At 44.7% G+C, this 24,001-nt stretch carries 24 protein-coding genes and 1 pseudogene; 20 read left to right on the plus strand and 5 right to left on the minus strand.

The genetic code is table 11. From position 1 onward, the window contains the following. Positions 1-4 precede the first annotated feature (4 nt). Positions 5-997, minus strand: coding sequence for a multicopper oxidase domain-containing protein (locus ACUTVW_RS12010; protein ID WP_445646014.1), 993 nt, complete (start codon positions 995-997; stop codon positions 5-7). 283 nt (positions 998-1,280) lie between these two features. On the opposite strand from ACUTVW_RS12010, the gene ACUTVW_RS12015 reads away from it, so the two are divergent. The 8 genes from ACUTVW_RS12015 to ACUTVW_RS12050 all read left to right on the plus strand — a co-directional run bounded on the left by ACUTVW_RS12015 (position 1,281) and on the right by ACUTVW_RS12050 (position 5,922). After that, positions 1,281-1,895 carry a hypothetical protein gene (locus ACUTVW_RS12015; RefSeq protein WP_445646015.1) on the plus strand — a complete coding sequence of 205 codons (615 nt, stop codon included), beginning with the start codon at positions 1,281-1,283 and terminating at the stop codon, positions 1,893-1,895. 35 nt (positions 1,896-1,930) lie between these two features. After that, a complete protein-coding gene (locus ACUTVW_RS12020) occupies positions 1,931-2,581 on the plus strand; it encodes a hypothetical protein (protein ID WP_445646016.1) in 651 nt (216 codons plus the stop codon). After that, positions 2,581-3,138: a hypothetical protein gene (locus ACUTVW_RS12025; RefSeq protein WP_445646017.1), complete on the plus strand. Its 558-nt coding sequence runs from the start codon at positions 2,581-2,583 to the stop codon at positions 3,136-3,138. Before ACUTVW_RS12020 ends, ACUTVW_RS12025 begins: the two co-directional genes overlap by 1 nt. A 90-nt stretch (positions 3,139-3,228) precedes the next feature. Further along, a complete protein-coding gene (locus ACUTVW_RS12030) occupies positions 3,229-3,975 on the plus strand; it encodes a hypothetical protein (RefSeq protein ID WP_445646018.1) in 747 nt (248 codons plus the stop codon). Positions 3,976-4,002: 27 nt separating this feature from the next. Next, a complete protein-coding gene (locus tag ACUTVW_RS12035; protein ID WP_445646019.1) occupies positions 4,003-4,224 on the plus strand; it encodes a hypothetical protein in 222 nt (73 codons plus the stop codon). Between the two features lie 20 nt (positions 4,225-4,244). Then, the gene (locus tag ACUTVW_RS12040) at positions 4,245-4,739 is read left to right on the plus strand and encodes a hypothetical protein (protein WP_445646020.1); all 495 of its coding nucleotides are present in this window, start codon (positions 4,245-4,247) and stop codon (positions 4,737-4,739) included. Positions 4,740-4,843: 104 nt separating this feature from the next. Beyond that, positions 4,844-5,314, plus strand: coding sequence for a hypothetical protein (locus tag ACUTVW_RS12045; RefSeq protein ID WP_445646021.1), 471 nt, complete (start codon positions 4,844-4,846; stop codon positions 5,312-5,314). Next, complete coding sequence (locus ACUTVW_RS12050; RefSeq protein ID WP_445646022.1) at positions 5,311-5,922, plus strand: SMI1/KNR4 family protein; 612 nt, start codon at positions 5,311-5,313, stop codon at positions 5,920-5,922. Before ACUTVW_RS12045 ends, ACUTVW_RS12050 begins: the two co-directional genes overlap by 4 nt. 120 nt (positions 5,923-6,042) lie before the next feature. Here ACUTVW_RS12050 and ACUTVW_RS12055 read toward each other — a convergent pair whose 3' ends face one another. Then, positions 6,043-6,336, minus strand: coding sequence for a hypothetical protein (locus ACUTVW_RS12055; protein ID WP_445646023.1), 294 nt, complete (start codon positions 6,334-6,336; stop codon positions 6,043-6,045). Positions 6,337-6,516: 180 nt separating this feature from the next. On the opposite strand from ACUTVW_RS12055, the pseudogene ACUTVW_RS12060 reads away from it, so the two are divergent. From ACUTVW_RS12060 to ACUTVW_RS12080, 5 genes and pseudogenes are all read left to right on the plus strand, one after another. Continuing rightward, a pseudogene (locus ACUTVW_RS12060) lies at positions 6,517-7,122 on the plus strand (cupin domain-containing protein); the annotation flags it as partial. A 413-nt stretch (positions 7,123-7,535) separates the two neighbouring features. Next, a complete protein-coding gene (locus tag ACUTVW_RS12065) occupies positions 7,536-7,982 on the plus strand; it encodes a carboxymuconolactone decarboxylase family protein (protein WP_445646024.1) in 447 nt (148 codons plus the stop codon). A gap of 35 nt (positions 7,983-8,017) precedes the next feature. Beyond that, complete coding sequence (locus ACUTVW_RS12070; RefSeq protein WP_445646025.1) at positions 8,018-8,998, plus strand: sigma-70 family RNA polymerase sigma factor; 981 nt, start codon at positions 8,018-8,020, stop codon at positions 8,996-8,998. A 226-nt stretch (positions 8,999-9,224) separates the two neighbouring features. After that, complete coding sequence (locus tag ACUTVW_RS12075; RefSeq protein ID WP_445646026.1) at positions 9,225-9,941, plus strand: DUF1361 domain-containing protein; 717 nt, start codon at positions 9,225-9,227, stop codon at positions 9,939-9,941. A gap of 14 nt (positions 9,942-9,955) precedes the next feature. Beyond that, positions 9,956-10,978, plus strand: coding sequence for a serine hydrolase domain-containing protein (locus tag ACUTVW_RS12080; RefSeq protein WP_445646027.1), 1,023 nt, complete (start codon positions 9,956-9,958; stop codon positions 10,976-10,978). Between the two features lie 165 nt (positions 10,979-11,143). On the opposite strand, the gene ACUTVW_RS12085 is transcribed toward ACUTVW_RS12080, so the two are convergent. Beyond that, complete coding sequence (locus ACUTVW_RS12085; protein WP_445646028.1) at positions 11,144-12,145, minus strand: serine hydrolase domain-containing protein; 1,002 nt, start codon at positions 12,143-12,145, stop codon at positions 11,144-11,146. A gap of 134 nt (positions 12,146-12,279) precedes the next feature. On the opposite strand from ACUTVW_RS12085, the gene ACUTVW_RS12090 reads away from it, so the two are divergent. Beyond that, positions 12,280-13,347 (plus strand): ankyrin repeat domain-containing protein, encoded by a 1,068-nt coding sequence (locus ACUTVW_RS12090; RefSeq protein ID WP_445646029.1) that lies wholly within the window; start codon positions 12,280-12,282, stop codon positions 13,345-13,347. 162 nt (positions 13,348-13,509) lie between these two features. Here ACUTVW_RS12090 and ACUTVW_RS12095 read toward each other — a convergent pair whose 3' ends face one another. Next, the gene (locus tag ACUTVW_RS12095) at positions 13,510-15,048 is read right to left on the minus strand and encodes a hypothetical protein (RefSeq protein ID WP_445646030.1); all 1,539 of its coding nucleotides are present in this window, start codon (positions 15,046-15,048) and stop codon (positions 13,510-13,512) included. Between the two features lie 251 nt (positions 15,049-15,299). Here ACUTVW_RS12095 and ACUTVW_RS12100 point away from each other — a divergent pair, with 251 nt between their 5' ends. The 5 genes from ACUTVW_RS12100 (at position 15,300) to ACUTVW_RS12120 (ending at position 21,338) form a co-directional block, all read left to right on the plus strand. After that, the gene (locus tag ACUTVW_RS12100) at positions 15,300-15,896 is read left to right on the plus strand and encodes a cupin domain-containing protein (RefSeq protein WP_445646031.1); all 597 of its coding nucleotides are present in this window, start codon (positions 15,300-15,302) and stop codon (positions 15,894-15,896) included. A 148-nt stretch (positions 15,897-16,044) separates the two neighbouring features. After that, a complete protein-coding gene (locus tag ACUTVW_RS12105) occupies positions 16,045-16,728 on the plus strand; it encodes a hypothetical protein (RefSeq protein WP_445646032.1) in 684 nt (227 codons plus the stop codon). 549 nt (positions 16,729-17,277) lie between these two features. Then, complete coding sequence (locus tag ACUTVW_RS12110) at positions 17,278-18,870, plus strand: methyl-accepting chemotaxis protein (protein WP_445646033.1); 1,593 nt, start codon at positions 17,278-17,280, stop codon at positions 18,868-18,870. Between the two features lie 21 nt (positions 18,871-18,891). Then, the gene (locus ACUTVW_RS12115) at positions 18,892-19,317 is read left to right on the plus strand and encodes a chemotaxis protein CheW (RefSeq protein WP_445646034.1); all 426 of its coding nucleotides are present in this window, start codon (positions 18,892-18,894) and stop codon (positions 19,315-19,317) included. A 14-nt stretch (positions 19,318-19,331) separates the two neighbouring features. After that, entirely contained in the window at positions 19,332-21,338 is a 2,007-nt protein-coding gene (locus tag ACUTVW_RS12120) for a chemotaxis protein CheW (RefSeq protein WP_445646035.1), read from the plus strand. A 117-nt stretch (positions 21,339-21,455) separates the two neighbouring features. Here the strand turns inward: ACUTVW_RS12120 and ACUTVW_RS12125 are convergent, their stop codons facing one another. Continuing rightward, on the minus strand, positions 21,456-22,361 hold the full coding sequence (locus ACUTVW_RS12125; protein WP_445646036.1) for a LysR family transcriptional regulator: 906 nt from the start codon (positions 22,359-22,361) through the stop codon (positions 21,456-21,458). A gap of 112 nt (positions 22,362-22,473) precedes the next feature. Here ACUTVW_RS12125 and zwf point away from each other — a divergent pair, with 112 nt between their 5' ends. After that, the gene (gene zwf, locus ACUTVW_RS12130) at positions 22,474-23,997 is read left to right on the plus strand and encodes a glucose-6-phosphate dehydrogenase (RefSeq protein WP_445646037.1); all 1,524 of its coding nucleotides are present in this window, start codon (positions 22,474-22,476) and stop codon (positions 23,995-23,997) included. The last annotated feature ends 4 nt before the right edge of the window (positions 23,998-24,001 follow it).

The following is a 24,001-nucleotide window of genomic DNA, read 5'->3' on the forward strand; positions in this document are numbered from 1 at the left end:
TATATTAATGAGCCATGGTCTCACCACCGTGATTTTTACCATCCTTCGTTACACGAAGTACAGCAGAGGCACCTTTGTCGACGTGTTTGAATTGATGGGTTACGATGGGATAGTCACCTTCCTCGGTGACCGTAAACTCGACAACCGCTCCTCCGCTGGCGGGAAGCATAACCGTCTGGATTCCGTACTCGATGTTTCTTGGGTTACCGTCTTTATATACTCGATCCATGATTGTACCTACGACATGGAAGGAAGAGACTTCATTTGGACCGGCGTTGCTGATATAGATGCGCACGGTATCACCTACCTTGGCCAGCAGTGGATGTTCTTTCAAGGTATAGGTATTACCATTAAAAACAACATACTCCGGTTCACCGTTCACAAAAGAATTGTAATCATGCTCTTTGTACCATTCGCTCTGCACAAGGGTATACGAACGGTCAACAAGATGATCCGAAGGGTATCCTGCTTTGGGTTCAACAATAATCATGCCGTACATACCGTTGGCAATATGGGCGAGGGTCGGCTTGCTTCCGCAATGGTACATAAATACGCCGGGATTGGAGGCCGGATAAGTGAACGTATCTTTTTCTCCCGGCATGACATCGATAAACTTACTGCTCGGAGAAGCATGAACAGCGTGCATATCCATCGAGTGGTTCATGCGGGCATCTTTATTTTTTAACGTAAAAACGATCGTATCTCCTTCCTTTACACGCAGGACGGGGCCAGGAGAAGTCCCATTAAAGGTCCAGGCGTTATAGATGATACCTTTTGCAATTTCAATATCGGTCACTTGGGCGGTCATTTCGATATAGACGGTTTGGCCTTCTCTGCGGATAATCGGATCTACGGGCGGCTGACTTGGCGCAGAACTGGAGAAAACTTCTTCATTTGGGTTGTGCTGAACGGGACTTGTGGAACTGCAATGAGATAGTGCGGCGGTAAAGATGGTTAAGAGTAACGTGTATTTATAGATGTTAGGAAACGAGAGCATATAATCACAACCCTTTCGATTAACAAGTGATGATTTTCACAAAAATAGATTGGAGAAATGATGGTTACTGGAATGTCCTACGTTCAGATTACGATATCGATGGGATGATGGGTGTGACAAGGCACACACTTGTGTAGGACTAAGGACGTTATTTTAAGACAGTTTGCCTGCATTTGTTGTGCTTGGGTAAAGAGTTTCATATAATTTTAAAGATGGTTATACGGAACGATGTGGGATGAAACGATTGATTCAGCATAAGGTTCAATGAAAGGAGAGGTTACATTTGAAACGTTTCGAAGACGAACCTGCATTCAAATACAGTTATTATGCCGTGCTTCACCGCGGGGAGCGAATCGATGTCAAATGCCCTACATGCGGCGGGCACGCTTATATTGAATGTCGTAATGGAGAATTGCATTGGAAATGTAGCGAATGTTACGCTCAGGCGGTCCAAGAACAAGACTACGAGTATACTGGCAAAGGCTATTGTGCTGTATGTGAGCGGTGGTTTAGTGTGGTCGTGACAGATGAGAAGATGACGCCCCATTCGTTAGTACATATTACATGTCCACACTGCGGGACTAGCAATCAGGCGAAGTTGCATAAACGGGAGGTCAGTCGAGGGTATTATCAGGATATTCGTCAGGGCAGAGACCCGATCTTTGATCTGGATCTGTACTTTCTGGACTACATCCGCGGCAAGCAGATTTGGGCTGTGAATCGGGAGCATCTGAACTATCTGATGGCTTATGTCTCTGCTGATTTGCGGGTGAAGTATGGCGGGGTGATGATAAAGACAGCATCTCATAGCATACCTGCTTATATTAAAGAGGCTAAAAACAGGCAGGCTGTGACTCGTATCTTGACTAAAATGCAAATGCAGTCTAACACAAAATAGATCCATTATGAACAACATGAACAGGGGAAAAAGAGATGAATAAACGAATTAAAATGGGTGTTACTTTGTTTGTGATTGCGATGTTTTGTATACCTGCTTATTTTATTCTGCAGACCTATGGTGTATTTCAAAAAGAAAAAGTGTTATCCGATTACGCTATCGCTGTGGATGTGCAAGGGGAATCATACCAGGCATGGCCGCTGATCAACAGCTTTACGGCGATGGACAAAGGAGAAGAAGGCCGCCAGCTGTATTACCGTATCGACACGAGTGGTCTTGAAAACTTGTTTCAGCTGGCTTACAAGGAGTATGAGGTTAAACCGGGCGGAGACAATCCGTTTCTGGCTGGCCAGGTTAACTTCTCGCGATCGGATCATAAGTATGTGCGGAGTGAAAACAAATACACGAATGCAAAAGACTTTGTTACAGTAGTAACCCTGGTAGATCGCGAGGGAAAGGTAATCTATACCTATGAACAAACGGGCAAAGGAGACGGCAAATTGGTGAAGTCTATCATTCATCAAGGCATGAGCCGGACGAGCAATCACGGCACGGAAGCGGCTCGTGATCCCTACCTGAATATTACGGCTTTGTTTCGTGAAGAGCTGGGCATCGATGTAAAACTGACGGTGGATGATGAGCATAAAGTCGTCACCATTCGAATGAACAAAGTGGAGGCGAAATAATGAATATGTATGGTGTAGAGCATGGACCTGTATATTTGCAAGGGCTGACAAAAAGCGTGGAGGCAGAAAAAACACATGAAGTGGAGTGGCAAGGAAAACTGCAGACAGATGACGGGCATGACCGGTTTCATATTTTTTATTATGGTGACCTGGATGAAGATGATCTAATTATGTGGCATGATATGACACCGTTGTTGGTTTATGCAGAACATACGGTAACAGGTGAACGTTATCTGCTCATTGATGCGGCGAAGCACGGTTACGATGCAATGATGTGTGAAACATACCCGGAGGAAAAAGTAAATAAAAGGCCGCTTCGTCCTTATCTCGATGTGGAGGGTGAAGATACATTTGAAGTTCATCTGACAGCATTTTACAATGTACCATGGGATGAGGAGTTCGGTGAGGACGCCCAGGAAGATGGAACATACGAGCTGATTACAGGCGAGCGTGTACATTTTAATGAAGTTAAACGTAATGGTTATGATGCTTTTGCCATTCGTATTCGCAATCGGAAAGGTATAGAAACCGAAATTGTGCAGGAAGAGTTGGCTTAAATGTGATACGTCAATCAATGTAATGGCATCGGATGGATCACATCCATCGTGCATATCCTGTTGTGAACTATGATTAGGAGCTGATTCCGAATGTATACCGTGTCTCGTGTATTTAAGACTGTCTCGCATCACGAGTTGCAGCAAATGGAGCAGCAGCACTCCGTTTGTCTGCCTTTGGCATATCAAAGCTGGATGCAACAATACGGGGAAGGGACTTATTCGGGCTGGATGAACATTCAACGGCCGGATTCCGAGGTGTTAAAGCCATTTGCAGAATATGATCTCTGGGAACATACAGAAGAAACGGTAATCAGCCTGCATCAATTGCAAGAGTGCATTAGCATTGGGAGTTCAGTAGATGGAGATTTCCTGGCTGTTCATGCCGATGTGGAAGGACTTATCTGGCTTCCACGGCATGATGAACAGATTTCAGTGTGGCCGTCACACCATGAGTCATTTGCTGAAATTCTCGATCACATCTACTGCGGATATTACCGCAGAGATGAACCTTCCGGGCCGGCATATTTCGAACCGTGGAACGAGGAGCGGCAGCATATATTTTATCATTTTACGGGAAAAGAACATGGCGTCTCTATGAAGGAACTGGCTGACCTGTGCCCATCGCACTTTTCATGGGATCTGGTCATTGAGAACGAATATACATGCATGCTGTTCCAATCGGGGATTGGCGGATATGTTCGTTTTAATTACGCATACGAGCGGGAAATTGCACTGTTCTATGAGACTAATCATCCGACTGAGGCACAAGAAGCGCAGAAGCAAGTGCAGGAGATACAACAATTTTTGCAGGCACATCATTGCACCTTGCAGGAGTAAACACACTAAAGGGAGAGGAGAGGTAATTTGATAGAGTGGCTACATAAAGAAATTGCGGAACAGTGGCGAAAAGAAGGCAAGCGGTACGCGGGCGATGTCAATGCGTTTGTACGAAAAATGCTTCAAGGAGAACAGCCGAATGAATCCGAACTGGCAGATGATTCCCGCCATGCCATTAGTGCTAAAGTCATGAAGATGGTAAAACAGGCTAATCTTCAGGGCACCCCGAATGCACGCTTGAAAAGTTGATCCCCATGGATCAAGGGCAGATGTTACTACTTCAATCCCGGTACGGTATCTATCTGATCGAGCAGGAACAGGTGACTATACTTCATCCCGATGCGTCTGAGATTCAGGAATATGAGTATGAAGATACTCAACTTGCTATGGGACATGCCACAGTATCCTATGACGAGCGCTGGATTGCTTGGGGTAGCCAGATGAGTAGCCATACCGTGCTGGATCGGGAGTCCAATAAGACGTATGAAGTGGAGCCGGAATCCAGTTATCCGCATTGTGCGGCATTCAGCCGGGACAACCAAGTTGTCTGGTTTAATGCCTGTCATTTCTACAATGGGGTCACGATTCAAGTTCCCTTAGCCAACATTTTGGATCGTAAACAGGAAGAGGAATGGCCAATCATGGACGAGAATGCGCGTGTGTATGCCATGGTTGAGATTGAAGCAGGTATGGTAATCGGTGATGCGTACGGTTATTTGTATTGCATCAACCGCGAAGGACAAACGTTCGGACGGTATGGATGAATACGGCATTGGCACAGGCACTTTGCGTGAAAGGGAGCGCTATGTATTGTGGCGTGAACAAGAGCCGCTGCGCTGGTAGCATGGGCTGGTGAAGGCCTGAATGAATGATTTTACTAAAGGGTGATGATATGGAACGTCAAGAGGCTGTGCTGTTGTTAAAATATCATGCCTTTGCTCACGATGATGTGAATCATCCCAAAATGGAACATGGCTTCCTCGGGAGTCTTCGCCCCTTTCGCGGCCAATTGATTGAAGCGAACTTCCATGAATTAATACGTTTATTACGCGTGCTCGCTCCAGATCTTTCGAATGCTGCATTGGATCGGGGAGTGATGGCTTGTCTATGGAGCATCACTCATCTGGCGAGGGCTTGGGCGATTGAACCCGAGGGCATGCTTCGCAGTAATCATCTCATCTCGGACGAGCAGGTTACGGTGATGGAAGAATGGCTTAATCTGTTCTCGTATGCAGTCATGATCCTGATTGAAGGCGGCGATGAGCAAGAGGCGTTCTGGGGATATGAACAATATGTGTTGGACCGAAGTGTGGAGAAAGGTGAAGGTGACGGGATATGAAGTCGGAAGTAGATACTGTTATCAACGATCTGCGGATAGAATTAAACCAATTGTTAGACCGGAAAATACAGGATGAAGAGATCAGGTCGCTGTATGACACGTATCTTCAATTGGAAGGGGCATCGGAAGCCGAACTGGATCAGGTTGAAAAGCAGTTTGGAGTTCGCCTACCCAATGATTTCCGAGCTTTTTACCGCCATACGGATGGCAGTGGTTATGGTCTGCATATGTTATACCCGGGAGATATGGAGCAAGGCTCATGTAATCCATTCTATCTGATGTCGCTACATGAGATTCGGGAGACCAAACAGTACTTCTGTGATGTTGACGAGAAGCTGGAGGAGTATTACGGGGAGGAAGAGATTCGCCAGTTGGATCCTGAACTAAAACCGTACTTGTTTCATAAATCATGGCTTCCGTTTGCTACAATGGCTGGAGGTTCGCTCTACTTGATGCTTGATTTTGATCCAACAGAGGCAGGTATCTATGGGCAGATTATTATGTATGTGCATGATCCGGACTTTGTTTATTACGTTACATCTTCGTTTACGGAGCTGCTTCGGATGTCTAACCGCAATCTGAATGTAATCCATGAAATTGAATATTAATTATTTGATGTAAATGAGTGATATCGGATATAAAAATAAAATAAAAAAAGACAGGAGCTGTTTTAATAGCTCCTGTGACAATTGCCCGCTTTTGATGTTAGAACGTGAAATCTTCAGGTTCTACCACTGGAAAAAACGGTGACCATGAAACCCGCCGGGACCTCCTGGTCCACCGGGTCCGCCATGGCTCCCGTGACCTCCTGGCCCGCCGCCGTGTGGCCCTCCCGGATACCCAGGGTAATGTCCCGGATAACCTCCATGCCACCAAGGCCCAAGTCCCCCGATAGGAAAAGGAAGAGGAAAAGGCACGACTGGCGGATAAGGGTAGGGATATGGATAAGGGTAAGGCGGTGGATAATAAGGGTAAGGGTAACCTAACTGCTGGGTTGATGTGGAACCTGGAACATATGACATATCACAAACCTCCAATGTCTGGATTGATGATATCAGCCTATGCGGATTCATCACTCGCTGACACAGAGATTTAGCCCAGTCTAAATGGGCACCGATCTGGGCACTGGGCATAAGCTGAGGTATAGGTTATTACCTAAACCGAGAGCGAAGGGCAGGCGTTTTATTTTGGCAACCTCGTACATGGATTTCACTTTACCCGCCACACAGTTTACGTATGATCTGAGCAAAAATCCGCTTTTCAAGAAAGATGAGTATAATTACATTAATGCACTTTCGGTGAAACAGCTCAATACGTTGGGCAACAGCTCGTTATTGGATATTTTTCTCCGTGCGGGCAATGTCGTTGAACCTCACATTCATCAGAACGCAACCGAGCTTGTGTATTGCATAAGTGGCTCGGCGGTTGTTTCCCTCATTAACCCCTTCACAAATGAATTGCTGCATTTCCCGATCACACCGGGGCAAACGGCTAACGTACCTCAAGGCTGGTGGCACTATGAAGTGGCAACGGCAGATCACACACATCTGCTCGCAATCTTTGATGCACCTGTACCCGAAGCGATATTCGGCTCCGATATCTTGCGGCTGACACCTGCAAACGTACTGGCTCACACCTACTGTCTGGATGAACACAAAGTGCAGGAAGCTTTGGCTCCCATTCAAAAAACGGTAATTATCGGCCCGCCGACAGATTGTAAAACTCAGAATGCTCCGTCATCAAACCATATGCCTAACGTAGGGCCAAACCTCCAACCTAACATCGAACCACTTCATATCCAGCCCAACGTGCAGCCTAACATTCAACCGAACATTCAACCGAACATTCAACCGAACATACAGCCCAACGTACAACCAAGCATTCAGTCGAACATGCAGCCCAACGTACAACCAAGCATTCAGTCGAACATGCAGCCCAATATGCAACCGAATATGCAACCGAATATGGTTCCATATGTGAATCGTCATCCACATTGGGGTACCTGGGTAGATCCGCGTATTATCCACGAACCAGGGTGTCCATACTATACGGAACTACCCTTACAGTTGAATTCAGATAACGAGACGTGAATTCAATAAATATAACGATAAAAAGGCGTTCAATTTAGAGCGCCTTTTTTTATTTTTTTCATATCGCTGTCACAAACGTTATGTGTTGTTTGTCTTCAGTATGTAGACCAAATGATGGAGGCGAATGAATAATGAATTTACGAATGAACTACAGAGCGGCAAACCCGGGTGCTTTCAAAGCCATGATGGCGATGGAGCAACATGTATCCGGACAATTCGAAGATAAGGTGTTATATGAGCTGTTGAAAATCCGGGTGTCTCAGATCAACGGCTGTGCTTTTTGCTTGGACATGCATGCTAAAGATTTGATGAAGCTGGGCGATTACGGGGATCATATTCTTTTGCTGAGTGTGTGGCATGAAGTGCCTTTATTTACGGAGAAACAACGTGTTATGCTTGAACTGGCCGAGGCCGTGACGCGGATATCGGAACATGGAGTTCCTCTTGAGTTATACCATAAAGCGCGTGAACAGTTCAGTGAAACAGAAATCGTTGATTTGATCATGGCGATTAACTCCATTAACAGCTGGAATCGTATCGCGATTACGACAGGAATGTACCCCGGTTGTTTTAACTAAAATGACAAACGAACCGAGCCAGAGGAGGCGATCTCATGCAGTCCAATCTCAAGTCAGATCCAAATCAAAATAAAAATATGCCGAAACCGTCTTCTCTGGATGTTGGTGAGTTATATAAACGGTATAAAAGTTATGCTTTCTCCATCGCTTACCGGATGCTGGGCACAGTGACAGAGGCAGAAGATATCGTTCAGGACTGCTTCGCAGGACTTCAAAGTATGGTGAATCAGGATGTTCATCAACCCAAGGCTTATATCGCAAAACTCATCGTGAACCGCTGTCTGAATCTGCTGAACTCTGCCCGTAACCAGAGAGAGCATTATGTTGGAGAATGGCTTCCCGAGCCACTAGGTGTGTATGATGCAATAATTACGCCAGAGGAATCGATACAGCAAAAAGAAATGATCTCATACGCCTATCTGGTGATGCTGGAACGTCTATCCCCGATGGAACGTGCTGTTTTTGTTCTGCGAGAAGCCTTTGAGCATGACTATTCGGAGATCGCGGGTTGGTTGGGGAAAACAGAGAGTAACTGTCGACAAATATACAGTCGTGCCAGACGAAATCTGCCTGAACAACTTCCAGCGATGGAGCCTCCCAACGCCGATTGGAAAACCAAAGAGGAAGTACTTAGCCGTTTTACCACAGCATTTCTCCGTCATGATGTTTCAGCCATGCTTGAACTGCTGACAGATCAGCCCGTATTCACAGCGGACGGGGGCGGTGTAGTGAGGACGATTATGAAAACCATGCGTGTACACCAAGGCGTGCTTGCCATTCTGACCTCTCCCAGAGTGCTCATCTCATTAAGAGAGAGAGTGTGGAAGCCTACGTTTATTAACGGTGAGCCACAGCTTGCCTTGATGAAAGACGGGCAGGTATCTGAAGTGGTATGTGTGGAAATGAATACTTCAGGGGATCGAATCGATGGTGTGTATCTTATTGTCAATCCACACAAACTGGGGACTGTGCAGCCTTTGGGCGAAGATTATAATCAATGCAAGGATAAACGTTAACCACACATAAGAAAGCGGCATGCTCCTGTAATCAGGACTGTCGCTTTTTTTAGTATAAAATACACCAAGGGTAACAACATTGGAGAGGTTATTTCGCATCGAACTCATCTATCCCAAATTTGATTCTACTTATTTACATGGTATGATTTAATGGGTTTGAAAAGGAGTAAATATATGTAATATTTGAAGTGGCATTTGGAATTTACCACAAGTGAGGTTATATTCTTTGAAAAAATTGAACTATGTTCACATGTTTGTTTTTCTAAGTGCAGTTACTGTCGTCACGCTGGGTCTGTACTATGCGGCGGCAGATTGGCTGGATCAGAGGTATTTCCGCTTCCTGATCTGGAATTTGTTTTTGGGCTGGATCCCCTTTTTGTTCTCATCGATAACCTATAGTTTGTGTCGTTTGAAGTGGGCAGGAGCCATATGGCTGGCAGTTCCTAGTGCAATGCTGTGGCTATTGTTTTTCCCGAACTCTTCATATATCGTAACGGATTTGCTTCATTTGACGTCAAGAAGCTCAAGATATTTTGCCGGAAACGCTGCTGAGTTCCACTATTGGTATGATCTCATGGTTGTGCTGATGTTTGTATGGGCAGGGTTACTGGTAGGGTTTCTGTCGATGTATCAGATTCAGGAAGTCATCTATGAACGCTGGGGACGTGCAGTGTCATGGATATTCGTACTGGGCGGAACAGCGCTTGGGAGTTATGGTGTTTTGCTTGGGCGTGTGTATCGGTTAAACAGCTGGGATGCATTGACCAATCGTGAACTGTTAATCAGGCTGATGCACGAAAGTGTAAGCCGCCCCTCTTTGGCGTTTTGTATGTTCTTTGGGACGTTTCTTCTCACGATCTACCTTACGTTATATTATCTGATGAATACGAGAGGATCTGGACCAGATAAAGCAAGTACACAAACCAATGACAAGAAAGTGTAGGTGAGTACTTCGATATGTTGGATGCAGTAAAGATAACGGAAAAAGTCAGAGAAGTTATGGAAGATAAGGACTTTTCGGGTGTTGTGTTGTGCAAACATCATGGTCAGCCACTGTTTCAGATGGTGCGAGGGTATGCGAGCCGCAGTGATGAACTTGTAAATAATATAAATACACGTTTTGGCATCGCTTCGGGCTGTAAACTCTTCACTGCTGTAAGCATAGGTCAATTGGTAGAACAAGGGAAGTTTACGTTGGAGTCCACATTAAAAGATGTCTTAAACCTGACCTTTCCGGCGTGGGATCCGGAGATCACGGTGCACCAATTGCTGACACACACGTCCGGTGTGCCGGATTATTTTGATGAGGACGTTATGGACGATTTTTCAGCATTATGGAAAGACAGACCCGTCTACACGATGCGGAATCTTAGTGATTTTCTGCCGATGTTTCAGGATCTGCCGATGAAATTTGCTCCCGGGCAGCAATTCCATTACAACAATGCGGCATTCATCGTGCTGGGACTCATTGTGGAACAATACACTGGCGTTGCGTTTACAACGTGCGTGGAGGAACATATTTTCAAACGATGCGGTATGCAGGATTCAGGTTATTTCAAGACAGATCAGCTTCCGCGTAATACAGCAACTGGATATATCGATGCTGACGATGGGACATGGACAAGCAATATTTTCTCCATTCCCGTTCAAGGTGGATCAGATGGTGGGGCTTATGTCACTGCACCGGATATGATTCGTTTTTGGGATGCTTTGCTGGGGTACACGTTGCTGAGTGAGGAGATGACACGTTATCTGTTGACACCACACGCACATGACGAGGATGAGGCGTATTATGGTTTGGGGATATGGATTGAACTTCGGGAAAATGAGGTCTTCAAAACACATGTGATGGGTTTTGATCCAGGTGTTTCGTTTATGTCGGGTGTATATCCGAAGCATGGGGTTCAGCTTGTGGTTATATCGAATCAGGAGTCGGGTCCGTATCCCATAACGTTGGCAGTAGAGGAAGCGCTGGTATAACGAGAGTGGCGAAGGTCAGCTGCATGAGCTTAGAGAGTTAGGGTAAAACCACGGAAGAGCAGAAGTAGTAACAGCCGCCAGTAGTGAAGCCCTTGCTTTTCCGCTTAATACTGCGCGGTTTAGGCAAGGGCTTATGATCGGAATATCTCCTGGAATCATACGAATCTAATCGGTCAAGTGAACTAGCTTCCACAACTCAGGCACGATTAATCTAGGGAATACATCGATGGGTGGCTTTTCCTTTTTGCGCTTGTCATTGGTCAGCACGGTCACAAGTTCCAACTCGGGAACAACATATACATACTGGCCTCCGAATCCTCTGGCATAGTAATAATGCAGTGGTTTGAGATTCTCTGAAACCTTCTTTTGGGACGCCGATTTTTCGTCAAGATCCTGACCTGCATATTGGTCCACCCACCAGTGCCAGCCGTAACTGCCATGGTTTGGCGGAGGTACCGTGATGAAGGGTTGCGTCGAACGTTTGACGAGTTGGCTGGAAATAAGCTGTTTTCCTTCCCATTTCCCTTCCTGAAGGTAGAGTTGTCCGAATTTGAGCAGGTCGGTTGGTAGCAGTCTCAGGCCAAAACCACCTGTGTGTACACCTTGGGGATCTTGCTCCCATTCGTAATCGTGAATGCCCAGTGGGCCAAATAAATAACGCTCAGCATATGATGCTACACTTATGCCTACATGTTGCACTAATATTGAAGATAGAATTTGGGAAACTCCCGAATTATATTCCATATGTGTGCCAGGTTCATGCCGCAAACGCTGTTCTAAAGCAAAATTCACCCAATGATCCGTACGTGTCATCCGTGGAAATGAGTTTTGTCCGCCAAACTCATCCCAGTTAAATCCGGCTGTCATGGTAAGCAGTTGCTCCAGCGTAATGGCTGGTTTACGTGGGTCAGGATCAGAAGTGAGTTGCGGGAAAAAGGCGGAAAGCGGCGTATCTGCCTCAGGCAATAGCCCTTGATCCATGGCAATACAGATGAGCGCAGAGATGAAGCTCTTGGTACATGAATTGATTTTGGCAATATGGGTCTCAGCCTGAGCATCCCGATAATGTTTGTAAACGATCTCTCCACGCACACTGACGAGACAACTTCGCAGATCCAGCGGTGGAATGATGTGTTGTAATGTATGGTGAAGGGTTGAAAGATTCATATTGTCCTTTCTGTGGCACGTTGGTGTGTTTAAGATGTAGATTCGAAATAGCTGCCCACTATATTAGCATATTCATTCGGGCAGCTCAACAAACATCGATTTCTTTATAATCATTGCAACAGGAGGTAAACCTTGTGTACAAAATCGGTAATCAAGGAACGTTCAAAACCTTGCCTGATCAAGCCCTCGCGATCTATCAAGGGAATGTTGCCAGTATTGAAACATATATAGAGCAAGGCATGGACTTGGCAGAAAAAATTTCGTTGAGTAAAAATATCGTGCTTAGCCCGCTAGATTTGGCATTGATCTGTAATCAGCCCAAGGTTGTCAGACTACTTGTAGAGCGAGGAGCCGAGATGAATGCCAAGGATCATCCGGCCATCCTATATGCGGCGCGGTACTGTGGTGCTGATATGATTCGTTATTTGGTTGAGCAGGGAGCGACATTAAACGGAATAAGTCGGTTACAATCCAGTGCATACGACGAGGCGTACTACGGAAACAAAAAGAATATAACGGTGCTGAACGAGCTTGGGCTGGATATCCGTAAATATGGCGGCAAAACGTTGCGAAAAGCAGTGTCGGATCATGATATGAAGACCGTTCAATATCTATTAAACGAAGGTGTGGACATCAACTACAACGAGCCGGATATGGTTTATCCATACAAGGCAACACCGCTCACTGTGGCAGCACGTCAGAACAGTATGAGAATGGTCAAATATTTGGTTGAACAAGGTGCAGACGTGACCCTGGAGGAGACGGATGGGGAGCGGGCATATACAATTGCGGTCAGTCAGAAAAATAGTGAAATGGCGGACTACTTGAGATCACATGAGCCTGAAGAGTTTCATCATCTGAGCAACAAACTGCATGCGCTCCAATCATACAAGCTTCCCAATGCATTAATTCATCTTCTGACCGAAGGTTCACGTAAAATCGAGTTGCCAAGCCGTCCTGCTGGTGTTGGATTTATTGATTTTTTTTCGCTGACGGATACGGTGGAGATGAAGATGGGCAGGCAGAAACTGCTGCGTTTATCCTCTGAACTGGATCAATACTCCCATATGCTGATCGTCTGGAATCCGAGCAAAAAAATGATAGGTTATGCCGATATTGAACATTTGGAGCATGGCTTGTTATGCACGTTTGAACAATTCATGGCCGAGCCTGAGGTATACATCGAACGTCTTTTGAATTAGTTGCAAGGTGTTATGGACGGATATAATTGTGATCTGGATACGGAAGGGACTGAAGCCTGTTTCTTCATGAAACAAAAGCTCCAGTCCCTTGTTTACCTTTCTGAACAAAACATAAGATATGATCTGATCAGAGGTTTCTTCAACTGAAATCCAACGTCTGTTCTAAAAATCCCTCGTGCGATCAAAGACTTCGTATAGCTGCTCTCGATTAACCTTGAAGGAACCGGGATGGTTGGTTTCCAACTGCTCCTCTAATTGATCAAGCAAGTCAACAAGTGCCCCATTAATTTCTTCACGCTCCATCGTTTCAATGAATTCTGACTTGGCATCCATTTGATTGAACGTCTGTGTATACTCATGGGTGAAGGAGATTAGAAGCTCAGAGAGCGTGTCTGCTTGAACCGTCTGCTGGCTTAATTCACGAATCCGCTTCAGAGATTGTTTATACAACTGCGCGGCTTTTTTGGCATGTACTGCCTTAATCTGTTCCCTGCCGTCCCAGTCCCGAAACGGATTGTTCAGATTTTCTGCGAGCCATTCCGGTTTACGAGGCTGAGTGATATCCAGATTGATTCGGGTTTCAGCCACTTTTTTATATCGGGTTTTGATTGACTTGGCTGCTTCTGCCGGCAGACTGCTCATCCAGAGCGTATGTAGTTCAGGGAGTTGCTCGGGACTTGGAAATTGGTCTCCATCAAAGCCAAATAAATCATTCGTGCTGAACATTTGCAAGGAGGTCAGGTGCTGAATGGAATCAATACCAGATATCGTACCGGGTTTACCCCACAAGCGTAATTGGGAAAGTTCGGGGTAGGTTTGAACGACAGATTCAATATCAAGCTCCGTAATTTTATACAATTGAAGGCTCCCTAGACGGGAAATACCGCGAATCTCGGGCAAAGTTTCCGCTATACTCAAGGTCAGTCGTTCTCCTTCGGCAGCTGCATCGATATGAAGACTTGGGCTTATCTCTCCAGTGAGACTTAGGAAATCCATCCTGTCATTCAAAACAAGTTGCTCCAATCCGCTGGCATCCACAACAAGTCGGGTCAATTGCGTGTGGCTGAGATTCAGTTCACGTTGACCGTGGTTCTTAATGTGAAGTTCGTAAACAAAGGGATTCTCCTGCAGAAAAGGAATAATGGCATCATGATATGTATCCATCTCGATATGGGTCAGACACGGAAGACTCTCAAGAGTAGCCACATCTTCTGCCGAGGTAGGGGTGAAGTTACGAATCGTACTGGTGTTACGTCTCATTTCAATTCCACCAACCATGATGGCCTCGTTATCATTCGCTGCTTGTTTAAAAAGAGTTCTACGGCGTTCATCAATTTGCTCCCATTGACGTTGACGATACAAACTTTCTCCGGCCAACCATCCTGTATCGTAACTTCGGGGTTCTTCAGTGATCAGCGGAGGTCGGTTACCGGCTAAAATATACAGTTCAGGAATATCCGCTTTTACATAGTTATGCTCTAAAACGTCATTCCAAAAATAGAAATTACGAATCAGTGGTTTCATCGCATCAAGTTCGGATTCTGTTGGAAGTTGATCTCCAGACCAGTCCAATTGCAGGATGGCGGCTAGTGTGCGTGTTTTTTTGTCTTCCGTTGCTTTCAGAGCAGTGACCTGACATGCTGTATATTGCTGCATTTGATCATCATAGATGCAATAAATATCCCCAATGGATGGAAACATAATTAACTCCTCTCGACATAGAAAGTCTGCAATGTAAAAAAATAAAGTTGAATTCTCATATTAAAATTATATCATCCTAGTCTGATAAACTTCCAATTCGGGTAGCAGGGATGCTTGTTATTCTTTTAATAGTAGAGACAAGTTTGCTTGGATGCACGACTAGGTGCGTAGCTTAGATGCAGTATTATCTCATGAGTTTTCAGCATACAGTACAACAACGAGATGTTTGCCCAAGGAGGAGAATAAAACTGATGATCAATCCAATCTTGAAATCCCCAAACGTTCCACTCGCTGCGGATTCTAACGCTGTAGTGAATTACCGAAGAGATTCAAGCAACTACGTAACTCAGCTGTTTGGTGAGCAACTGCCAACGATTGAGAATGGATTTTTTAACGTTTACCTGAGCAAAGGCATTATTGTACAGCCTCATTGGCATCCCAATGTCACGGAAATGGTTGTGGTGATCAACGGTGAAGTTACAGCATCCGTGTTCAATCCATTCACACGTGAACGGATCACGTATCGTTTGAAGCCGGGGCAAGTGGTTGTTTTTCCCAAGGGCTGGTTTCACTGGTTTGTGGCGGAGACAGATGATGTATATGTACTAACGATATTTGATCAACCGACACCTGATATTGTATTTGGGGCGGATTTTCTTGCCGCTACACCGCCGGAGGTGGCACACCGCGCGTATTGTCTGGATGAAGAAGCTTATGCCAAAGCGGTTGCCTCCATTCAAAATGATGCCATTCTGGGTCCGAATATCGGGTGTGGAACAGCAGTTTCTGATGCCTCAGCTCAAGCTTCCAAAGCATCAACTGCACCAAACCATAAACCTCAATCCTGAAGTCTTTCAACTGCACCTTAATTAAAAAAATGTTAGAACCTGCAGCCGAGCATATTGGGTTGCAGGTTTTTAAGTTGCAGGCGTTGACGACAGTGAGCCTCTCTCTGTTAATATAGAAGTACAACAATGAAAATGGAGGATATCACCGATGGCTTTAACAGAAAACGAATGGCTTGAAACAGCGATGAGTTATGCACCAGTAATCATGTTTGATCAGAATGAACCTTTCTATCCGGATTTCGTTGGCGTGACGGTGTTCGAACGTCCTGGACCTTCTCCATCCTTTCGAAGAGAGATTCAGTTTCCTTCTGAAGCGGTTCAGTATGTTATTGAATATGCAATTTGGTGGGATTACGAGATCGGACACCTCTATGAGATGGAGCATGTATGGGTGTATGTAGGCCATCATGGAGAGGTCGTGGACTGCGAGGCTAGCTTTCATGGGAGGATATTAAGAGGGCTATTAAAAGACAGAGTTAATCTGGTAGGCCATCATGTGTGCCTGTACTCACAGCCAGGAAAACATGCCTTTTCACCATTGCCTGTTGTGTTTGAATTATTGCCGAATCTGTATAGTGCAGCGGGAGTGGAAGCGGGTTGTGACGGGTTGCTTGTCAATGAAATGTTTGAGCAATTTTTTCAAACCAGTGAACAGATCGATGCGCGTGTCAAAAAATATTTGCAAACCAAAGCATTTGTGCCATCCATGCAGTTTGAAGAGTATGTGTTAAAACCGGAGATGTTCATGACATGGGACAAGCTTTTTAAACTGATTCCACAGCGAATTAAAAACCGTATAGCAGAGCTGGAACAAATGGAAGGAGATGCATAAAACCGAGCTGATTTCGATCCAAATAGCTAAAAATCTCATATGGTTTAAGATAACAATCAAGCTCATTTTTTAATGAATTTGATTGTTCTTTTTTGGGTCAATTGAATCATATCTTATGAAAAATTATTAGACTTAAGTCACGTTATTAAATATTTCGGTGACAGAAATGTGAGCTTTACTTTGTGGTTTTAGGAACAAAGAAGTCGAAAGAACTATGAACTAACATATAGGTCTGATTTAAAAACAGAACATAGATATGGCATCGTTATGTAAAGTGGTGTGTATGAAAATACATATAACAATTTCATGAAAGTGAAAGTTTTATGATTTAATTTAGTTTTTTAGTATGTTGTTATACTAAAACAAGTTACTTATTAATTATAATAAAATTACATAAAAATGAAAGTTTACAAAAAATGAAATTTAACTATTCAGTTTTATAATAATTCTGTCGAAATACATCGTATGCTGTCTGGAGAGCGATCCATAGAATGGATTAGCAAACTTTATTTACATAACTAGACACGAAGAAACTTAGGGGGAGATAAAATGAAGTGGTTTGGCAACTTGAAAACAGCAACAAAGATTATCTCAGCGTTCTTGGTTGTATCTCTGATTCTTGCAATCCTTGGAGTGTATTCAATTACTACACTTAGAACTACGAATGAACACATGAAAGAAATGTATAACAGCAATCTGATTTCAGTAAAAGAATTGAGCGGGGCACAGGCGAATTACCAGAGAATGCGGGTTAACATTCGTGATCTCAACTCTGAAAAGAATGCCGCAGAGATCACTCGTATTGTAGATAATATTAATACTATTAAAGCTAACATTCAGAATCAAATTGATGGCTACCGTCCTCTGGCAACTACCCCCGAAGAAACTGAACTACTTAGCAAATTCGATACACAATACTCAAACTACATGCGAATCTTTGAGCAAGGTGTAGAGCTGGCAAAAAGCGATGATGATACAGGGTTTTTGGTTTTTTTGAAAGACACACTCAAGCCTCCTGGGGATGAAGTAGTGGCCACGATGGCTGAGATGGTGAACCTGAACGTGAAACTGGCGGAACAGAACAATATAAAGTCTGAAACAGCCTATACAAGTGCATTTTCGGTTACCGTTGTTTTGGTCATTGGTTCCATTATTTTTAGTATTATCATTGGATTTGTCATCTCCCGTTCGATCTCCAGACCTCTCATGGCCATGCTGGGTCTAGCAACGGAAGTCGCAAACGGTAATCTAACCCTGAAGTCCGATATTTCTTCGAAAGATGAAGTTGGACAACTGGCCTTTGCGCTCAATCGCATGGTAGACAATCTGAGAGATTTAATTAATAACATTGTCATGAATTCACAGAGCGTTGCAGCATCGTCTGAACAGATCTCTGCAAGTACACAGGAAATTGCAAGTACAAGCACAAGTCAGTCCAGTGAAGCAGCGAACATCTCCGAATTGTTTAAGGAATTGTCTCTGGCAATCAACTCTGTAGCTGCAAGTGCTGAAGAAGCTGCCGAGTTGTCCAATGATACGGTGAAAACGGCACGTGAAGGTGGTCATGTCGTACAGACTTCCCTGGAAGGTATGCAAGCTGTTAATGCCAAAATGGCGAAGCTTGAAGAAGATTCGCGTAAAATTGGCGACATCATCGAAGTTATTGACGATATCGCTGAGCAGACGAACCTGCTCGCATTGAATGCAGCAATTGAAGCAGCACGTGCAGGGGAACAGGGAAGAGGATTTGCGGTTGTGGCTGACGAAGTTCGCAAACTTGCTGAACGCAGCGGTGAAGCCACCAAAGAAATCACAACGATTATTAAACTGATGCAAGAGAATACGAAACAAAGCGTACAAGCCGTTTCGGATAGTGTGCAGCAATCATCCAAAACAGGGCAGGCCTTTGATCAAATTATTGAGATGGTCAACAATTCTTCTCAAAAGGTAAATGAGATTGCCGCTGCATGTGAGGAAGAAGCTGCACAAGCTGCTGAGGTGATGAGTTCGGTAGAGTCGATCTCTGCATCCAGTGAGGAATCTGCCGCTGCATCCGAAGAAACGGCAGCAACTTGTCAATCGCTGGCGCATCTTGCAGAAGAGTTGGCTGTATCTGCATCTGCTTTCAAAACCCAGTCATAATAACGAATTGAGGGTGAAACGATGTCTTCACTTCAGAAGGAACAATATATTGAACTGTCTGTCGGCGCAGAGACCTGCGCCATTCGAATCGAAGAAATTCACGAAATTATAAAAATGCAAAGTATTACTGATATTCCGTATAGCAGGCCAGGGATCAAAGGGGTTATGAATCTGCGTGGTAAAGTCGTCTGTGTCATGAGCCTGCGTAATTTGCTGGGCATGCCGGACGAATCGGATACTCGGGCGACCCGAATTATTGTGGTGCGTTATCAGGATGAATATATCGGTTTGATTGTAGACCGAGTCAGCAAAGTCACAACGTATTCGGAAATACATCCGCCTACTGGAGGTCAAGGACGCAACCTTGAAATATTCTTTCAGGGTGTGGGCCAAAAGGGAGATAATCTGGTTGGGATTTTGAAGCTGGATGAAATATTGGGCGGTTAGGAGGGAATGCACCAATGATGGATTTGTCCGCCTATCGCGACATATTTATCGAAGAACTGAATGATCAATTGGAACGGATGGATCAGTCATTGCTTGCACTTGAACTTTCACCTTCCGTGGAACTCGTGCAGACATTATTTCGAGCCGCTCATACGATTAAGGGCTCGGCTTCGACTATGGATTTTCGTGAATTAAGTGATCTGACTCATGAAGTGGAGTATGCATTGGAATGGGTGCGATCCAAGAAACCGGAAATTACCGCACAACTCATTGATACACTTTTTCGCTCATTAGATGCCATGAGAGTGCTTAGAGATCAATATGTGCGGGGAGAAAGTTATACTGATTTTCGTGCAGTGGTAAAAGAAATACAAGACATGATTCATCAGCCGGCATCGGCCCAGCAGACCAAGTCACCTGCTATACAGCCTGTGGAGTCTACTCTATTCAGTGAGTTACTTGAAAAAGGCAAACAGATTTTTTCCATTCGTATTGTATTAAGCTCAGATTGTTTGATGAAAGAAGCGAGATATCATATCTTGTGCAAACGGGTTGAAGATGTATGCGGCAGTGTATTAGCGACATCTATTGAAAAGCAGGGTCTTGATGAGGAACTGGGAGAGGCGCATTATAACGAGTTTGTGATCATTACAGCTTCTTCTCTGGATCAAACTCAGATTGAGAGTGCGCTATCTGGAGATTCGGATATTCGAAGCGTGGATGTTGGTCCGTATATTATGGCGACAGAAGAGGTTGCTGTAACATCTGAATTAACAGAGAATGAAATAACAGTTGGAATAGAGAAACCCGACACGTCAGTCCCTCTTCAAGAAGATAAGATGAAGTCGACTCAGCCTACTGTTCGCGTAAGTGTGGAGCGCTTGGATCATTTGATGAATCTCGTCGGTGAGCTGCTTATTGATCAGACCTCTCTTGCCGATTTGAGCCGTTCTGGTGCCCGCAAGGAACCTTCCCCAGTGATTCAAAGCATTGGCGGGGTGTCCGACCATATGGGCAGAGTCATTAAGGAACTGCAGGACGGAGTTATGAAGACGCGGATGCTGCCTATTGATCAATTGTTGAACAGGTTCCCGAGGTTGGTTCGGGATTTGTCGCAAAAGCTCGGGAAAGATATTGAGCTGGTCATTAAAGGCGGAGAGACGGAGCTGGATCGCATGATTATCGAAGAACTCAGCGACCCGTTGATCCATCTGATTCGGAACAGTGCGGATCATGGTATTGAGAGCGCCGAGGTTCGAACCAAGCAGAACAAACCTGCCAAAGGTCGAATAAAATTGACTTCGTATCATGAAGAAAATCATGTCGTGATTCGTTTCTCCGATGATGGCAAGGGCATTGATGGAGAGCAGATTAAAGCCTCTGCACTGAAAAAAGGTATTATAACAGAAGAACAAGCGGCTCGTTTGAATGCCCAGGAAGCTGTTCATCTCATCTTTGAACCGGGATTTTCAACGGCATCATCTGTTAGTGATGTTTCCGGTCGCGGTGTAGGTATGGATATCGTAAGAAGCCAGATTGGCAGGCTGAATGGCATCATAGATATTGATACAGAGGTTGGTGTCGGCACAACGTTTACAATTCGTTTACCGCTCACCCTCGCGATTATTAAGGGGCTTCTGGTGAATGTCTCTGGCCGGGTACTGATTCTGCCGATGTATAACGTAGCGGAGATTGTGCGCATTAAACCGGAAGATATTCAGATGATCCAGGGACAGCAATCCATTCTGAATCATGGACGCATTGTGCCATTTTACCGGCTGTGTGACAAGCTTCAATACTCACGTACAGATCGTAAATCCAAAACGATTCCCCTCGTTATTGTACGCTCGGTTGATAAAATCGCAGCCTATGCAGTAGATGAAATTATCGGGAACCAGGAAGTGGTGATCAAGTCACTTGGGACGTATCTCGGGGCAATGAACCATCTTTCCGGTGCAACGATTTTGGGTAACGGTAAAGTGGCGTTGATCCTGGATGCATCCTATCTGGTAAGTCACTAAAGCCGCAAAGTCCACTGCATGCAGGGAATCACACTATTTTATTTGAAAAACAAAGAAAACAAAGAGCCTCAAGATCCTGAATGGGATCTCGAGGCTCTTTGTCATGCGATGAACGACTTATATTCTCGGGCTGTCTGTTAGTCCTTTGAAAATTAAGTCCATAAAGCGATTAGCAGCCGAGGAGATCGGCATATTCCGTTTTGTCATGATCCCTACATGAGAAGGAGGAAGAGGAACGTCAAGCTGAATTTCAAAGAGAGAGCCTTCTTCCAGCTCTTTGGAGATAAATTCTCGTGTGACATAAGAGATTCCCAAGCCGCGGCGAGCAAATTCAATCAGGAGGTCAACGCTGCCGACCTCGATTTCTGGTTTTAACGTGTAATTATAATGATTGAAGAGTTCTGTGATGGCCATCCGAACCCGGCTGTTCCGGGAAAACAGGATAAGCTCATGTTCAAGCAGTTGTTCAAGGGTTAGCACTTTTCCCTTCAACTGGGCATATCGTTCGCCGGCAACAAAACAATCCTTTAGTTGAATGCTCTCCCGTACTTCCAGCTGTGGGTCAACGATCGGCATGCGGACAACGCCAAGATCAATTTTACCTTCTTTCAGGAACGTTATAACTTCAGGCGTTGTTCCATGGCTTAGATGTAATTTAATGTTAGGGTAATGTATATGAAACTGCTCCAGATACGATAACATGTAATGTTTGAACAGCGAGTCGCTACCGCCAATTCGGAGTTCTCCGTTGTCCAGATTTTTCAGTGCGGCCATTTTTTCTTCCGCAAGAGAGATCAAAATTTGGGACTGTTCAATATAGGAATACAGGCTGGCACCTTCCTGAGTCAAAGATACGCCTTTGGAGTTTCGATAAAACAGAGTGAGTCCAAAGCTGTCTTCCAGTTGTTTAATGGCATGACTGACGCTGGGCTGAGTGATATAGAGTGCTTTGGCGGCCTGGGTCAGGCTTCCTGTTTTGGCAGCCCAATAAAAGACTTTATATAGTTCGTAATTTGTTGTCATAGATATCGTCTATAGCTCCTGTGAAATATATTAATTACTTGTATAGCTATAAAACGTATTATAGTGTAACTACAACAAAGAAACCAGAGTTACTTGGAAGGAGCACGGTAAGATGGAACCAACAACAATTGTTTTATTTGGTGCTACTGGAGATTTAGCCAAAAGAAAAATATATCCTGCCCTATATAATCTGTACCTTGAGAAAAAGCTTCCTGAAACCTTCTCCCTGATCGGCATGGGCCGCAGAGAGTGGTCGGATGAGTTTTTCCAGGCGCAAGTGGAAAAATCCTTACATGATTTCTCAAGACGTCAGGGAGACCATGAATCGGTCAAATCATTTATAAAAGCTTTTCGTTACAGTGTATTGAATATCAGCCATAAGGAAGATTATATAAAGTTGCTTCAAGTGGTTGAGCAAAGAGAGGCTGAACTTGGCATTACATCCAATCGCTTGTTTTATCTATCGGTTGGTCCGGAGTTCTTCGAACCAATCGCTGAAAATATTCAGGCAAGTGGGCTGGGTTCCACGCAAGGATGGAAACGTCTCGTCATTGAGAAGCCATTCGGTCATGATCTGCAATCGGCTCGCGACCTTAACCGCAAGCTGAGTGAATCATTCACAGAGGAAGAGATTTACCGGATTGACCACTACCTGGGTAAACCGATGGTTCAGAAGCTGGAGACACTTCATCAGAGCAACCCGATTATGAAGGCTCTGTGGAACAACCGTTATATCTCTAACGTACAAATTACGGCGAATGAGACTGTTGGTGTTGAAGAACGCGCATCCTATTATGATCATGTAGGTGCTGTGCGTGACATGTTCCAGAATCATATGTTGCAATTGCTTATGATGATGGCGATTCAGCTTCCATATAACAGCACTTCCGAAAATGTGGGTCAGAAGAAAAAACACATTATGGAGTCCATTCAACCCCTGCAGAAGCAAACGGTGGAGGCAAGTATCATTCGTGGACAGTATGCTGCAGGCAAAATTCAAGGGAAACCGGTACATGCCTACACAGATGAACCAGGTGTTGCCGAGAACACGATGAATGACACATTTATTGCCGCGAAGCTGCAAATTGATGATTTCTTCTGGAGAGGTGTTCCGTTTTACATCCGTACGGGTAAAAGAATGAAGGAGAAATCAACACGAATTGTGATTGAGTTCAAAGAACCTTCGGGCCAAGGTCGCCTGATGAAGAACAATGGTTCGAAGCCGAATTTGCTTGTGATTGAAATGAGCCCGGACCAGAGCATGACACTGCAACTGAACGCAAGCGATCCTGAAAACAAAGGGGAGTTCAAACCCGTTCATATTGATCTTGCTCCTAATCAGGGAGATCTGGCAGAAGCTTATGAGAACTTAATTCGCGATGCGCTGCATGGTGACCCAACATTCTTTGCACATTGGGATGAAGTTGAGTTATCCTGGGCTTGGGTGCAACCGATTCTGGATGCATTCAATGAAAATCTGCTGCCACTTCACTTATATCCAGCAGGAAGTTATGGACCGGCCGAGTCGGATGCCATGCTTGAGGCGGAAGGTCACCACTGGTGGTTCGATGAGCCCAATGAACTGATTTCTGAGCAAGACAGCGATGTACCCATGGCAGTTAACGGCAACATCTAATTCA

This window comes from Paenibacillus sp. TSA_86.1 (assembly GCF_052691815.1).